General features: G+C 66.4%; 10 protein-coding genes. 4 read left to right on the top strand and 6 right to left on the bottom strand.

Annotated elements, in window-relative coordinates; translation table 11 throughout:
• Nucleotides 1-35 precede the first annotated feature (35 nt).
• Nucleotides 36-1,811 carry an SLC13 family permease gene (locus RAH32_RS12920; RefSeq protein ID WP_306608347.1) on the top strand — a complete coding sequence of 592 codons (1,776 nt, stop codon included), beginning with the start codon at nucleotides 36-38 and terminating at the stop codon, nucleotides 1,809-1,811.
• Nucleotides 1,812-1,824: 13 nt separating this feature from the next.
• On the opposite strand, the gene nhaA is transcribed toward RAH32_RS12920, so the two are convergent.
• Nucleotides 1,825-3,012 carry a Na+/H+ antiporter NhaA gene (nhaA, locus tag RAH32_RS12915; protein ID WP_306608346.1) on the bottom strand — a complete coding sequence of 396 codons (1,188 nt, stop codon included), beginning with the start codon at nucleotides 3,010-3,012 and terminating at the stop codon, nucleotides 1,825-1,827.
• 111 nt (nucleotides 3,013-3,123) lie between these two features.
• Nucleotides 3,124-4,257: an AI-2E family transporter gene (locus RAH32_RS12910; RefSeq protein WP_306608345.1), complete on the bottom strand. Its 1,134-nt coding sequence runs from the start codon at nucleotides 4,255-4,257 to the stop codon at nucleotides 3,124-3,126.
• Nucleotides 4,258-4,423: 166 nt separating this feature from the next.
• Here RAH32_RS12910 and RAH32_RS12905 point away from each other — a divergent pair, with 166 nt between their 5' ends.
• The 3 genes from RAH32_RS12905 to cysN all read left to right on the top strand — a co-directional run bounded on the left by RAH32_RS12905 (nucleotide 4,424) and on the right by cysN (nucleotide 8,635).
• The gene (locus RAH32_RS12905) at nucleotides 4,424-5,653 is read left to right on the top strand and encodes an Hsp70 family protein (RefSeq protein ID WP_306608344.1); all 1,230 of its coding nucleotides are present in this window, start codon (nucleotides 4,424-4,426) and stop codon (nucleotides 5,651-5,653) included.
• A gap of 127 nt (nucleotides 5,654-5,780) precedes the next feature.
• Entirely contained in the window at nucleotides 5,781-6,716 is a 936-nt protein-coding gene (gene cysD / locus RAH32_RS12900; RefSeq protein ID WP_425589727.1) for a sulfate adenylyltransferase subunit CysD, read from the top strand.
• Nucleotides 6,716-8,635 (top strand): sulfate adenylyltransferase subunit CysN, encoded by a 1,920-nt coding sequence (gene cysN / locus RAH32_RS12895; protein WP_306608343.1) that lies wholly within the window; start codon nucleotides 6,716-6,718, stop codon nucleotides 8,633-8,635. Before cysD ends, cysN begins: the two co-directional genes overlap by 1 nt.
• Nucleotides 8,636-9,060: 425 nt before the next feature.
• On the opposite strand, the gene nadC is transcribed toward cysN, so the two are convergent.
• From nadC to RAH32_RS12875, 4 genes are all read right to left on the bottom strand, one after another.
• Nucleotides 9,061-9,906, bottom strand: a complete 846-nt coding sequence (nadC, locus tag RAH32_RS12890) for a carboxylating nicotinate-nucleotide diphosphorylase (RefSeq protein WP_306608342.1) — start codon at nucleotides 9,904-9,906, stop codon at nucleotides 9,061-9,063.
• Nucleotides 9,903-11,444: an L-aspartate oxidase gene (locus tag RAH32_RS12885; protein ID WP_306608341.1), complete on the bottom strand. Its 1,542-nt coding sequence runs from the start codon at nucleotides 11,442-11,444 to the stop codon at nucleotides 9,903-9,905. Before RAH32_RS12885 ends, nadC begins: the two co-directional genes overlap by 4 nt.
• A gap of 2 nt (nucleotides 11,445-11,446) precedes the next feature.
• Nucleotides 11,447-12,499 carry a quinolinate synthase NadA gene (gene nadA / locus RAH32_RS12880; RefSeq protein ID WP_306608340.1) on the bottom strand — a complete coding sequence of 351 codons (1,053 nt, stop codon included), beginning with the start codon at nucleotides 12,497-12,499 and terminating at the stop codon, nucleotides 11,447-11,449.
• Between the two features lie 128 nt (nucleotides 12,500-12,627).
• The gene (locus RAH32_RS12875) at nucleotides 12,628-13,887 is read right to left on the bottom strand and encodes a CAP domain-containing protein (RefSeq protein WP_306608339.1); all 1,260 of its coding nucleotides are present in this window, start codon (nucleotides 13,885-13,887) and stop codon (nucleotides 12,628-12,630) included.
• Nucleotides 13,888-14,103 lie beyond the last annotated feature (216 nt).

Here is a 14,103-nt window from a genome sequence, read left to right as displayed (position 1 = left end):
TGCCGTCCCTCAGGGCGCGCCGGACGGGATCAATCATGACAATACAGCAGATGCTTGCCTTTGCCATCGTGGGCGTGATGATGGTGTTGTTCATCTGGGGCAGGCTCCGATACGACGTGGTGGCGATGCTGGCGCTGCTGGCATCGCTTCTGGCGGGAACGGTCGCGCCCGACGACGCCTTTACCGGCTTTTCCGACGACATCGTCATCATCGTGGGCAGCGCCCTGGTCGTCAGCGCCGCCGTGTCGCGGTCAGGCATCATCGAGGCCGTGCTGCGGTGGCTGGTCCGCAAGTTCACGACCATGGGGACGCAGCTTCTGGTGCTGGTGGGCACGGTGACGCTGCTGTCGTCGCTGGTCAAGAACATCGGGGCGCTGGCCATGATGATGCCCGCCGCGCTGAAGATGGCCAAGAAATCCGGGCAGTCTCCGTCACTTTACCTGATGCCGATGTCCTTCGGATCGCTGCTGGGCGGGCTGATCACGCTGGTCGGCACCTCGCCCAACATCATCGTGTCGGGCGTGCGCGAGGAAATGACCGGCCAGCCGTTCCGCATGTTCGATTTCGCCCCCGTGGGCCTGGGCCTGTCCGCCGTGGGGGTGGCCTTCCTGATGCTGGCCTGGCGGCTGCTGCCGTCGGACCGCCGGGCCACCGCATCCCTGGGCGAGGCGGTCAAGATCAGCGACTACAACACCGAGGCGGCGGTGCCCGAGAAATCCCCCGCGGCGGGCCGCACCATCGGCGCGCTGATCGGCATGGCGGATGGGGAAATCACCGTGACCGGCCTGATCCGGGGCGGCGAACGGCGCAAGGTGGTGCTGTTCGACACCGTGATCGAGGAAGGCGACATCCTGCTGCTCAGGGGCGAGCCGGACGGGTTGGAACGCGCGGTGGCCCAGGGCGGGCTGGCCCTGACCCGCCATGACACGGCGTCCCGGCTGGAACTGCCCGCCGGCAAGATCGGCGTGATCGAGGCGGTGACGGCCGTGACCTCCAGCCTGGTGGGGAAAAGCGTGGGCAGCATCCGGCTGTTCGACGAACAGGGGATCAGTCTGCTAGCCGTGTCGCGCTCGGGTCACCGCATGACCGAACGCCTGTCGAAGACCCGCCTTCAGGCAGGCGACGTGCTGCTGTTGCAGGGGCCGGTCGAACTGCTGCCCGAACGCATCCGCAGCCTGGGCCTGCTTCCCCTGGCGGAACGAAGCCTGCGCATCGGCAGCGTCCGCAAGGAACTGATGCCGATCCTGATCCTGGGGGCTGCGATGGGCCTGACCGCCGCCGGGATCCTGCCCGTCGCCATCGCCTTTTTCGGCGCGGCGGTGCTGATGATCGTGACCGGGGCGATCAGCCCGGAAGGCGCCTATGAGGCAGTGGAATGGCCGCTGCTGATCATGCTGGGGGCGCTGATCCCCGTCAGCAGCGCCCTGCAGACGACCGGCGGCACCGATCTGATCGGCGCCTGGCTGTCGGACGTGGCGACCGGGCTGCCGGTCTGGGGGGCGGTCGCGCTGATCATGGTCGTGGCGATGGCGGTGACGCCGTTCCTGAACAATGCCGCGACCGTGCTGGTGATGGCGCCCATCGCCGTGACCTTCGCGAATACCCTGGAATATGCCCCCGAGGCGTTCCTGATGGCCGTTGCGGTCGGCGCAGGCTGCGATTTCCTGACGCCCATCGGGCATCAGTGCAACACGCTGGTGATGGGACCGGGGGGATATCGCTTCAGCGACTATCCCCGGCTGGGGCTTCCCCTGTCGATCCTGGTCGTGCTGACCGGGGTGCCCCTGATCCTGGCGGTCTGGCCGGTGTGAACGGCCCGGCCGATCATCCGGTCGCGGCCATCCGGCGCGGTTCCTCGCGCTTGGCGAAGCGCAGGATCAGATAGCCCGTGATGCCGGCCACCAGCGATCCCATCAGGATGCCGATCTTGGCTTCGTCCTGCAACAAGGGTTCGTTGAAGGCCAGAAGCGAGATGAACAGGCTCATGGTGAAGCCGATCCCGCACAGCAGCGTCGTGCCCAGCATCTGCATCCAGCTTGCGCCCACCGGCAGGTCGGCCCAGTCCAGCTTGACCAGGATCGCCACGGCCCCGAAGATCCCGACCAGCTTGCCAAGGGACAGACCGACGGCAACGCCCAGGGTCACGGGCGCCAGAAGCGCATCCATGCCCAGCCCGGCAAAGCTGACGCCCGCATTGGCAAATCCGAAGATCGGGATGATGATGAACGACACCGGCACGATCAACGCATGTTCCAGACGATGCAACGGGCTTTCGGCCCCACGCGCCTCGGGCGTGGCGGGGGTGCGCTTCAGCGGAATGGTCAGCGCCAGCATCACGCCCGCGATGGTGGCGTGGATGCCCGATTGCAGCACGAAGAACCACAGGACCACGCCCAGCACCAGATAGGGCGACAGCCGCATGACCCCGGACAGGTTCAATCCCGCCAGCGCCGCAACCACGACTGCCGAAAGGCCCAGATACATCGGCGACACGTCGGCGGTATAGAACAGCCCGATCACGATCACCGCGCCCAGGTCATCAAGGATCGCCAAGGCCGCCAGAAACACCTTGAGCGATGTGGGCACGCGCGGCCCCAGCAGCGACAGCACCCCCAGCGCGAAGGCAATGTCGGTCGCCGATGGAATGGCCCAACCATGCGTGGCTCCCGTGCCTGCCGTGAAGAACAGATAGATCAGCGCGGGGACGGCCATTCCTGCTGCCGCCGCGACCCCCGGCAGGATCCGGCGCGGCCAGGACGACAGGTGGCCGTCCACCATTTCCCGCTTGATCTCAAGCCCGACCATCAGGAAGAACACCGCCATCAGCGCGTCATTGATCCAGTGGGCGACAGACAGCGGCCCGACATAGGCGTGAAGCGTGTGGAAATAGGTCTCCGACAGCGGAGAGTTGGCGACAACAAGCGCCAGGGCGGCCGAAGCCATCAGAAGCAGCCCCCCCGACGACCCGTTGTCCAGAAACTTGCGGATGGTGTTTTGAATACGCCCTGCCATGAAAGCCCTCTTTCTCAGAAACGGTTGCGACCAGTCTCCGTATTCAGGGTCCTCCCTGGGCGCACGCAGCACACGCCATGGCGCGGAATAATATTCAGGCGACGCCGCCGATCAAGACCTTTGCGGATGGGTCCTGATTTCCCGCAGCCATTCGCGCCAGATCGCGACCAGCAGGGCCATCAGCACCGGGCCCACGAACAGGCCGACGATGCCCATCGTCTTCACGCCCCCCACCAGGCCGAAGAACGTCGGCAGGAACGGCATCTTGACCGGCCCGCCCACCAGCACGGGGCGGATGGTCTTGTCCACGATGAACAGTTCCACCGACCCCCAGACGAACAGCAGCACCCCCGCCAGGGCCGATCCGCTGGCCACCAGATAGATCGACACCAGCGTGAAGCACAAGGGCGCGCCGCCGGGGATCAGCGCCATGAACCCCGTGATCACGCCCAGCGTCACCGGGGACGGCACGCCCGCGATCCAGTAGGCGATGCCCAGGACCACCCCCTCGCCCATGGCGATCAGGGTCATGCCGGTGACGGTGGCGCTGATCGTCAGCGGCACCACGCGCGACAGCCGTTCCCAGCGTCGGGGCAGGATGCGCGCGCCGATGACGTCGATCTGGCCCGCGATCTTGTCGCCGTCGCGATAGAAGATGAACAGGGCGATCAGCATGAACAGCAGGTTCAGGGCCAGGTGGAAGGCCACGTTCCCGGCGGCCAGGATGCTGCGATAGATCGAGGCGATGGTTTCGCCGCTGGTCAGCTGCACCAGTTCGGCGATGGCGCCCGGCCGGCCGATATGGCGCGACCATTGTTCGTCGATCCAGTCGCCGATCCGCGGCAGGTCCACCATCCACAGCGGCGCGGGCGCGCCATTGGCGTTGACCTCGAAGACCCAATAGATCCACTGCTGCAATTCGCGGAACGCGTAAAGCAGCGCCATCGTGATCGGCACGACCAGAAACAGCACGATCACCAGCACGAACAGCGCGGCCGTGGTGGTCCGGTCGATCCCCAACCCACGCTGGACGCTGCGCGACAGGGACCAGCTTGCAAAGGTTATGATGGTGGCGGCCAGCACCGGCACCAGGAAGCCGTGAAAGAAATAGGCCGCCGCCGCGATGATGAAGACCAGAAGCCAGCGCGCGGCGGATATGTCGCTGATCAGCGGAAAGGGCAGCGTGGCCGGATCCTCGGGCACCGGCGCCTGGGGCCGTGGCGTTGCCTGCTGTGGGTCGATCATGCCGTCGCGCCTGCCTTCCGGGGATTGCCGCCTTGCCCCATGACTGTTGCATTGTTGATCGTGGCGTCAACCCGTCTTTCGGGATTCGCGGCCCGGCTTGCCGCGGCCGGCGCTTTGGGATAGCCCCCTGCCCTTTCAATCAAGGCCCTTTCAATCCAGGCTGGCCATGACCCTTGCGATCGACTTCGGAACCTCGAACACGGCGGTGGCGATCCTGGATCGCGGCGCGGTGCGCCGCCTGCCGGCCGAGGCGGGGTCGGACACGCTGCCCACGGCGGTCTTCTTTCCGGCGGGCGGCGGCGCGATGCGGATCGGCGATGCCGCGCAGCGGGCGCTGACCGGCGGGCAGGACGGACGCTACATGCGCGCGCTGAAAAGCGTGCTGGGCACGCCGCTGCTGGGGGAATCGCGGCTGATCGCCGGCCGCCGCCGGACGCTTGCGGATGTGATTGCGGCCTTCCTGACCGAACTGCGCCAACGGGCCGAGGCCGTGACCGGCCAGCCGCAGACCCGCGTCCTGTCGGGCCGCCCGGTGCGCTTCCACGCCGACCCCGACCGCGACGCCCAGGCCGAGGCCGATCTTCGCGACTGTTATCGCGCGGCGGGTTTCGATCACATCCGCTTCATGCCCGAACCCGAGGCCGCGGCCCTGGCCTGCCACGGCATGGGCGCCAGGGACCGGACCGGGCTGATCGTGGACATCGGCGGCGGCACCTCGGATTTCTCGGTCTATCGGACCGAAGAAGACGGGGTAAGGATCCTTGGCAGCCATGGCATCCGGCTGGGTGGGACGGATTTCGACGGGGCGGTCTCGCTGACCCATGCGATGCCGCTGCTGGGCTATGGGTCGCAACTACGCCGCGACATGGGTCCGGGCCTTCTGCCTGTGCCCAACGCGATCTATGTCGATCTGGCGGCCTGGGCGCATATTCCCTTTGTCTATACGCCCGAAAACCGCAGGCAGGCCGCACGGATGGCACGGCTTGCGGTGGAACCGGAACGGCTGGACAGGCTGGTCACGGTGCTGACCGACGAATTGGGCCACGACCTGGCCTTTGCCGTGGAACGCGGCAAGATCGCCGCCAACCGGGGGGACGACACGCGGATCGGCATGGGTTTCATCCAGCCGCGCCTGGCCGCGCCGATCTGCCGCGACTCGCTTGACCGGGCCTTGCAGGGCCATCGTGCGGAAATGGAACAGGCGGTTACCGAAACGCTGGCAAGGGCAGGTGTCCTTGCCAGCGATATCGGCGACATCGTCCTGGTGGGCGGGTCAAGCCTGATGAACCTGGTCACGAATCTGACAGCGCGAATGATGCCCGGCGCATGTCTGCACCGATCCGAGGCATTCACCGCCGTGGTCGATGGTCTGGCTTTGGCGACAGGGGCGGAATAGTGTTCCGGCACGAACCGGGACTGTAGGAAACTTGGGTTTTTCTGTATTCCAAACTTGCAACTTGCCCGATGCTGAAGGATAGCGGGCCGTCCCGACCGACGATGCCCGCATCACGAAACGAGAGTCGATGCCCATGAACAGCCTTGCCGAAACCACGATGAACCCGGCGACCCTGACGCATTTGCAGCGGCTGGAAGCCGAAAGCATCCACATCCTGCGAGAGGTCGTGGCCAATGCCGAGAATCCGGTGATGTTGTATTCGGTGGGCAAGGATTCCGCCTGCATGCTGCATCTGGCCCGCAAGGCCTTCTATCCCGCGCCGCCGCCCTTCCCGCTGCTGCATGTGGACACGACCTGGAAATTCCAGGCGATGTACGAATTGCGCGACCGGGCCGCCAAGGAGGCGGGCATGGACCTGATCGTCCACCAGAACCCCGAGGCGAAGGCGCAGGGCATCAACCCCTTCGACCACGGTCCCCTGCACACCGACATGTGGAAGACCGAGGGGCTGAAGCAGGCCCTGACCAAGTACAACTTCGACGTGGCTTTTGGCGGCGCGCGCCGCGACGAGGAAAAGTCGCGTGCCAAGGAGCGCATCTTCTCGTTCCGCTCGGCCAACCACCGCTGGGATCCGAAGAACCAGCGGCCCGAGTTGTGGAAGCTGTATAACACCCGCAAGGCCAAGGATGAATCGATCCGGGTCTTCCCGCTGTCGAACTGGACCGAGCTTGACATCTGGCAGTACATCCACCTGGAAGGGATTGAGATCGTGCCGCTGTATTTCAGCGAACCACGCCCCGTGGTCGAACGCGACGGGTTGCTGATCATGGTCGATGACCACCGCTTTCCGTTGCAGGACGGCGAGGTTCCGCAGATGCGGTCGGTCCGTTTCCGCACGCTGGGATGCTATCCCCTAACGGGCGCCGTGGAATCGAACGCCCGCACCCTGCCCGAGGTGATCCAGGAAATGCTGCTGACCACCACGTCCGAACGCCAGGGCCGCGCCATCGACAAGGATCAGGCCGCCTCCATGGAGAAGAAGAAGCAAGAGGGGTATTTCTGATGACCGCGCACGCCCAGGATCCCGTCTATGTCACCGATGCGCTGATCGCCCAGGACATCGACGCCTATCTGCTGAAGCACCAGCACAAGACCATGCTGCGCTTCATCACCTGCGGATCGGTCGATGACGGCAAGTCCACGCTGATCGGCCGCCTGCTTTACGACAGCAAGATGATCTTCGAGGATCAGCTGGCCAGCCTGGAGGCCGACAGCAAGGTGTCGGGCACCCAGGGCGGCGAGATCGACTTCGCCCTGCTGGTCGATGGCCTGGCCGCCGAACGCGAACAGGGCATCACCATCGACGTGGCCTATCGCTTTTTCGCGACCGACAAGCGCAAGTTCATCGTGGCCGACACGCCGGGGCATGAGCAATACACCCGCAACATGGTCACGGGCGCATCCACTGCCGATCTGGCTGTGATCCTGATCGATGCGCGCCAGGGCGTGCTGACCCAGACGCGGCGCCACAGCTATCTGGTGAACCTGCTGGGGATCCGCAACGTGGTGCTGGCGGTCAACAAGATGGACCTGGTCGATTACTCGGCCGAGCGGTTCTACGAGATCGTCGCCGATTATTCGCATTTCGCCAAGCAGATCGGGATGGACAGCTTCCTGCCGATCCCGATTTCCGGGCTGAAGGGCGACAACATCGTCACGAAAAGCCCGGAAATGCCCTGGTATCAGGGTCCGACCCTGCTGGGCCACCTGGAAGACGCGCCGGTCAGCGACACGCGGATGCAGGACGCGCCCTTCCGCATGGCGGTGCAATGGGTGAACCGCCCGCACCTGGATTTCCGTGGCTTCGCGGGCCAGATCAGCGCGGGCGCCGTCCATCCGGGCGACGCGATCCGCGTGCTGCCCTCGGGCAAGACCACGACCGTCAAGTCCATCGTGACCTTCGACGGCGACCTGACCCAGGCCGTCGCGGGCCAGTCCGTCACCCTGACCTTCGCCGATGAGATCGACTGTTCGCGCGGCGACGTGATCGTGCGCGCCGACGCCCCCTGCGAGGTGGCAGACCAGTTCGAGGCGACGCTGGTCTGGATGTCGGAACAGGAAATGCTGCCGGGCCGCCCCTATCTGCTCAAGATCGGCACCCAGACTGTCAGCGCCACCATCACCGAGCCGAAATACGAGGTGAACGTCAACACGATGGAGCATCTGGCCAGCAAGACGCTGGGCCTGAACGCCATCGGCGTGGTCAACATCTCGACCGACCGGCCTGTCCCGTTCGAGGCCTACGGTGACAACCCCGACCTGGGCGGCTTCATCCTGATCGACCGGATGACGAACGCCACCATCGCCGCCGGGATGCTGCATTTCGCGCTGCGCCGGTCGCAGAACATCCACTGGCAGGCGACCGACGTGAACCGCGAGGCCCATGCCGCGCAGAAGAACCAGCGCGCGCGCGTCGTGTGGTTCACCGGCCTGTCGGGTTCGGGCAAATCGACCATTGCCAACATCGTCGAACGCAAGCTGCACGCGATGGGCAAGCACACCTTCCTGCTGGACGGGGACAATGTGCGCCACGGGCTGAACCGCGACCTGGGCTTCACCGATGCCGACCGCGTGGAAAACGTCCGCCGCGTGGGCGAGGTGGCCAGGCTGATGACCGACGCAGGCCTGATCGTGCTGACCGCCTTCATCTCGCCCTTCCGGGCCGAACGGCGCATGGTCCGCGACATGATGGCCACGGGCGAGTTCATCGAGGTTTACGTCGATACGCCCCTGGAAGTGGCCGAGGCGCGCGACGTGAAGGGGCTTTACAAGAAGGCGCGGTCTGGGCAGCTGAAGAACTTCACCGGCATCGACAGCCCCTATGAGGCGCCCGAACAGGCCGAACTGGTTGTCAACACCGTCGCCCTGACAGCCGAGGAAGCCGCCGACCGCGTGGTCGAGGCGATCCTGTCGCAAGGCTGACCGCGGGTCTTGCCGGATGCCGACGTCCATCAGGCCGTCGGCATCCGGGCCTTCGGCAAAGCGCGGCTTCAAGTATCCCGGGCGCCGCTTGCCTTCATCAGGCTGATTTGGTTCCGGCAATCCCTTTGTCGTTCTGGGCAGCCTGCAAGGCCGCGGAACAATCCGAAAAGCCGTGCCAGCCGCCTCTATCGCCGGGCAGTTCGGCAGACTGCACCATGACGCCCCTGCCCATGTCGTGAAAACCAAGGCTCGCGCGGAACGACGGGCCAAAAAATGAAAAAGCCCAGGAACCTTTCTTTGTTAACAGTCGTTAATGCCGCGTAGTGAGATTGCCGTGCCGCAATAGAGTGACAAGTATGCCCGCCGTTTTTCCGGCGGGCATTTTTATTTGCGCTTGCCGGATAAAGCGGCTGGGCGCCCGGTGGTCAGAAATCCAGGCCCAGGTCCAGGACCGGCACCGAATGGGTCAGCGCGCCTACCGAAATATAGTCCACGCCGGTCGCCGCCACCTCGGCGATGCGGGACAGGCGCATGTTGCCAGACGCCTCGAGCACCACGCGGCCCTTGGCCATGGCGACCGCCCGGCGCAGGGTGTCGCTGTCCATGTTGTCCAGCAGCACGACATCCGCACCCCCCTCCTCCAGAACCTCGGCCAGTTGGTCCAGCCGGTCCACCTCGATCTCGACCCGCATCATGTGGGACGCGCGGGCCTTGACGGCTTGCAGGACGGCACGGATGCCGCCGCCCGCCGCGATATGGTTGTCCTTGATCAGGATCGCGTCCGACAACGAGACGCGGTGATTGAAGCCTCCGCCATGCAGCACGGCCTGTTTCTCGACCAGCCGCAGGCCGGGCGTGGTCTTGCGCGTGCAGGTGATGCGGGCGGATGTTCCCCGCGTTTCGGCCACGAAGGCGGCGGTCAGGGTGGCGATGCCCGACAGGCGGCCCGCGAAATTCAGCGCCACGCGTTCGGCCGACAGGATCGCGGCGGCACACCCGGTGATCCGGGCCAGGGTGTCGCCGGGGGCGAAGGGGGCGGCGTCAGGAACCAGAACCTCGAACCGCAGGCTTGGGTCGATCAGGCGAAAGGCCAGAGCGGCAAGCTGCATTCCCGATACGGTGCCCGCGTCACGCGCGCGGATGGCGGCGCTTGTGATGGTGTCGGGGGCGATCACCGTGCGGGTGGTGATGTCGCCATGGCTGCCCAGATCCTCGATCAGGGCGGCGCGGACCAGGGGTTTCAGGATCAGGTCGGGCAATGGCGGGATCATGAAGGCTCCGGCTGGGGGGCAGGACGCAGGGCCAGGGCCTGCGCCAGGGTCATGCGGCTGCGGCGCGCCACAGGCAGCGGGTCGGGACAGTCGGTGCGGCAATGCGCCCCCCGGCTTTCGCGGCGGGCAAGGGCCGAGGCGCAGATCAACGTGGCGGTGGCAGTCATGTTCGCAAGCCGGGGACAGTCGGGCTGCGCGGCCTCGATGGCGGCGATGGTGCGCAACGCGTCGGTCAGGCCCTGCGCGTCGCGCAGCACGCCGGCACCGGCGGTCATGGCCCGGCGCAGGCGCGCGACCAGGATCGGGTCAGGCAAGGGCGCGGCGGCCGGGCAGGGCAAGGCCACCGGAACGGCGGGCGGACCGTCGCGTCCGATCGACAGCGCCGCGCGGCGGGCGAAGACCAGCGCCTCGAGCAGCCCGTTCGAGGCCAGCCGGTTCGCGCCGTGCAATCCTGTCGAGGCCGCCTCGCCGCAGGCCCAAAGGCCGGAAAGGTTGCTGCGGCCGTCGGCGTCCGTGGCGATTCCGCCCATGTGGTAATGCGCCGCCGCCGCCACGGGGATCGGCTGGCGCGCCGGGTCGATCCCGGCCTGTGCGCAGGCTGCGGCCACGGCGGGGAAGTCCGCATGGATGCGCGCGCCAAGACCCCGGCAGTCCAGAGCAGGGCGGAGGCCCGCCCGGGTTTCGGCATAAACGCCGCGCGCCACGACATCGCGCGGCGCCAGTTCCCCGTCCGGGTGCAGCGCCGTCATGAAGCGGACCCCCGCCGCATTGACCAGAAACGCGCCCTCGCCCCGCAGCGCCTCGGTTGCCAAGGGCGCGGGATCGGCGCCACAGGCAATGGCGGTCGGGTGGAACTGCACGAATTCGGCATCCGCGATCACCGCGCCCGCGCGGGCGGCCATGCCCAAGGCTTCGCCCCGGATGCGAGAGGGATTGGTCGTGACCGCATAAAGCCCGCCCGACCCGCCGCCCGCGATCAGTACCGCAGGCGCGGCGACCGCGATGGAATCCGAACCCGACGCCAGCGCCAGCCGGACGCCCGACACACGGTCCCCGTCCCGCAGCAGCCCGGTCGCCACCCAGCCTTCCACCACCTGGACCGAAGGCACCGCCCGCACGGCGGCGACCAGGGCGCGCATGATGCAGGCCCCTGCCTGGTCGCCCTTGACGCGGACCACGCGGGCCAGGCTGTGCGCGGCTTCCCGGGACAGGACATAGCCGCCTGATGCATCCCGGTCGAAAGGCGTGCCCATTTGGGTCAGGTTCAGGATATGGTCCCGCGCCTCGTCCGTGACCAACCGGGCGACATCGGGATCGACGATGCCCGCGCCCGCGCGCATCGTGTCGGCGCTGTGCAGTGCAGGACTGTCGCCCGGATCCATGGCCGCCGCCACGCCCCCCTGCGCCCAGGCGGAACTGGCCCCCTGGCCCAGGGGATCGGGCGAGATCATCAAGACCGGGCGCGGCGCCAGCACCAGGGCCGCGTAAAGCGCGGCCAGACCCGCGCCGACGATCACCACGCGGTCGGTCTGGATCATCCTCAGGCCGCCAGCCACCGGGACAGGTCGATCATCCGCTGCACCGCCCGCCGGGCCGGGGCGGCGACATTCGGGTCCACCTCGACTTGGCCAGTCATGCTGTGCAGCGACCACAGCACCTTTTCCAGGGTGATCTTCTTCATGTGGGGGCACATGTTGCACGGTCCCAGGAACTCCACCTCGGGGTGGGCGTCGGCGATGTTCGACGCCATCGAGCATTCGGTGACCAGTATCGCCTGGCTTGGGCGTTCCTTTCCCACCCAGTCGATGATATGGGCGGTCGATCCGGCAAAGTCGGCTTCTGCCACCACATCGGGGGGGCATTCGGGATGGGCGATGATCTTCAGCCCCGGATACCAGCCCCGGAATTCGCGCAGATCCTGGGGCGTGAAGCGTTCGTGGACGATGCAGGCCCCGTCCCACCAGACGATCCGCTTCTGCGGAACCTGTTTCGCGACGTTCTGCGCCAGCCACTTGTCGGGCGTCATGATCACCGTGTCGCCCGGCATCGCCGCCACGATCTGCGCGGCGTTCGAGGATGTGCAGCAGATGTCGGACGCGGCCTTCACCGCCGCCGTGGTGTTGACGTAACTCACCACCGGCGCGCCGGGGTATTCTGCCCGCATTCGGCCGATCCCCTCGGCGGTGATGCTTTCGGCCAGCGAACAGCCGGCCTCCATGTCCGGCATCAGCACGGTCTTGGCCGGGTTCAGGACCTTCGAGGTCTCGGCCATGAAATGCACGCCGCATTGCACGATGATATCGGCGTCCACGCGCGTCGCCTCGACGGCCAGTTGCAGGCTGTCGCCCACCACGTCGGCGATGCCGTGATAAATGTCGGGCGTCATGTAGTTGTGCGCCAGCACCACCGCGCCGCGTTCCGCCTTGAGCCGGTTGATCGCCGCCACATAGGGCGCGGCGATCGCCCAGTCGGGAAAGGGCATCACCCGGTCCATGCGCGCGTGAATCGCGCCCATCTCGCGCGCCAGATCGACCGAGGGTTCCAGGTCGTAATGCGCCGCCAGTTCGGCGCGGATGGTCGTCACGTCCAGCAAGCTCGGCTCCTCCGCGCACCGTGTGGCGCGCCCTCGCATGATGATGGCTGGCGCGGTCCTAGCGCGTCCTTGACGCTGCGGCAACCATGTTCACGCGAAGGGACGAAGCTTCACCGTCCTGAATGCCGTCAGTATCCGAAGATGTCGTCAGCCACCCCGGCGACCGTCAGGTCGGATCCCGCCAGAACGACGCGATGGCCGCCGCCCAGGTCCATGACCACCCCTGTGGCGGTCTTCGTCATGTGGTCGCGCATGAAAACCGCCGGATCCTGGTCCAGCAGGGCCTTGGCGATCAGCAGGCGGTCCACGCCCTGCTGGAAATCCTGGATGGTATCGGTGCCACCGCCCTGTGCAAAGACGAAGCTGTCGATCCCCGCCCCGCCGTTCAGCAGGTCGTTGCCCGCCCCGCCTGTCAGCGTGTCGTTCCCATCGCCGCCCGACAGGGTGTCGTTCTGCGCGCCCCCGGTCAGCCAGTCATTGCCCGCCTGACCGGACAGCAGGTCCAGACCGTCGCCCCCGAACAGGCGATCAGAGCCGGCCGCGCCCCACAGCTTGTCCTGGCCTGCATCGCCGAACAGCATGTCATTCCCGTCTTCCCCTGCCAGCTGGTCATTCTCGTTGCCGCCTTGCAGCATGTCGTTGCCAAGACCGCCGTTCAGGACATCCGCCCCCGCGCCCCCGATCAACCGGTCGGAACCCTGCTCGCCATGCAGCCGGTCGTTTCCGCCACCCCCTGCGACCCAGTCATCCCCTGCCCCGGCAAGGACGGCATCGTGCCGGGCCGTCAGCCGGTAATCGTCGTTCAGCGCCGTGCCCTTGCCGGCGGCCAGGAACACCTTGCCACCAAAGTCCTCCAGCCAGTCGGAACGCGATTGCACCGCGCTGCTGGCCGTGGGCGGGGCTACGCGCAGGAAGGTGCCGCCATCCAGCCGGACCTGCCCATCCGTATCGGCAAAGTTCTGGGTCGCCATCAGCACCTGATAATTCCGGCCGCCGACGGCGATGGTCCCCACCTCCAGCCCGATGCCGATATGGGCCGCATTGCCCATGATGTTGGCATAGTGGCCTGGGCTTTCCATCAGGTTACGATGCAGTTGGCGGATTTCGTCCTGCAGGTCGCTTGCGCCCTGGACGCTGACATAGGCGATGTTTTCCGCGGTCATCCACCGCCCCGCCAAGTCGAAACCGGCCTTTTCCATGCGCTGCCGCGAGGAAGACCCGCCCTGCCCTGTATGAGAAAACACATCCGTGTCCAGCATCCACCGGCTGTGCGCCTGGGCCGAATCGTTCAACCGCTTTTCCAGGGCAAGCGGCGCCAGCCCCTCGGCCTTGCGGGAATGGTTGATCAGGCTGGCGAAATAGCGTTCGTTTGCGGTGGCATAGGACATGATCGCGCCTTGGATGAAGAAAGATACCAAGCGCAACCATAAAGTGCGGACTGCCAAAAGGCCGCATGGAAATTCCTAAAAGGCAAAATGTCGCCGACCTGGAGTTCGAGCGTCACAGGCCGGTCCTGGAACAGGGTTGCCAGACGGGAAACAGGCCGCCCGATGCGCTGCATGGGGCGGCCTGTCATCTGTCCCGTGGTGTCACGTCACCCTGCC

Origin of the sequence: Paracoccus yibinensis (assembly GCF_030846195.1) — a bacterium.
In the GTDB taxonomy this organism is placed as follows: domain Bacteria; phylum Pseudomonadota; class Alphaproteobacteria; order Rhodobacterales; family Rhodobacteraceae; genus Paracoccus; species Paracoccus yibinensis.
This window is presented reverse-complemented; position numbering and strand designations above follow the sequence as displayed.

What these genes read in the sequence shown, in the direction of transcription:
- RAH32_RS12920 (WP_306608347.1), top strand. Translation starts at nt 36, where the DNA reads ATGACAATACAGCAGATGCTTGCCTTTGCCATCGTGGGCGTGATGATG.
- nhaA (WP_306608346.1), bottom strand. Translation starts at nt 3,012, where the DNA reads ATGGCAGGGCGTATTCAAAACACCATCCGCAAGTTTCTGGACAACGGG.
- RAH32_RS12910 (WP_306608345.1), bottom strand. Translation starts at nt 4,257, where the DNA reads ATGATCGACCCACAGCAGGCAACGCCACGGCCCCAGGCGCCGGTGCCC.
- RAH32_RS12905 (WP_306608344.1), top strand. Translation starts at nt 4,424, where the DNA reads ATGACCCTTGCGATCGACTTCGGAACCTCGAACACGGCGGTGGCGATC.
- cysD (WP_425589727.1), top strand. Translation starts at nt 5,781, where the DNA reads ATGCCCATGAACAGCCTTGCCGAAACCACGATGAACCCGGCGACCCTG.
- cysN (WP_306608343.1), top strand. Translation starts at nt 6,716, where the DNA reads ATGACCGCGCACGCCCAGGATCCCGTCTATGTCACCGATGCGCTGATC.
- nadC (WP_306608342.1), bottom strand. Translation starts at nt 9,906, where the DNA reads ATGATCCCGCCATTGCCCGACCTGATCCTGAAACCCCTGGTCCGCGCC.
- RAH32_RS12885 (WP_306608341.1), bottom strand. Translation starts at nt 11,444, where the DNA reads ATGATCCAGACCGACCGCGTGGTGATCGTCGGCGCGGGTCTGGCCGCG.
- RAH32_RS12875 (WP_306608339.1), bottom strand. Translation starts at nt 13,887, where the DNA reads ATGTCCTATGCCACCGCAAACGAACGCTATTTCGCCAGCCTGATCAAC.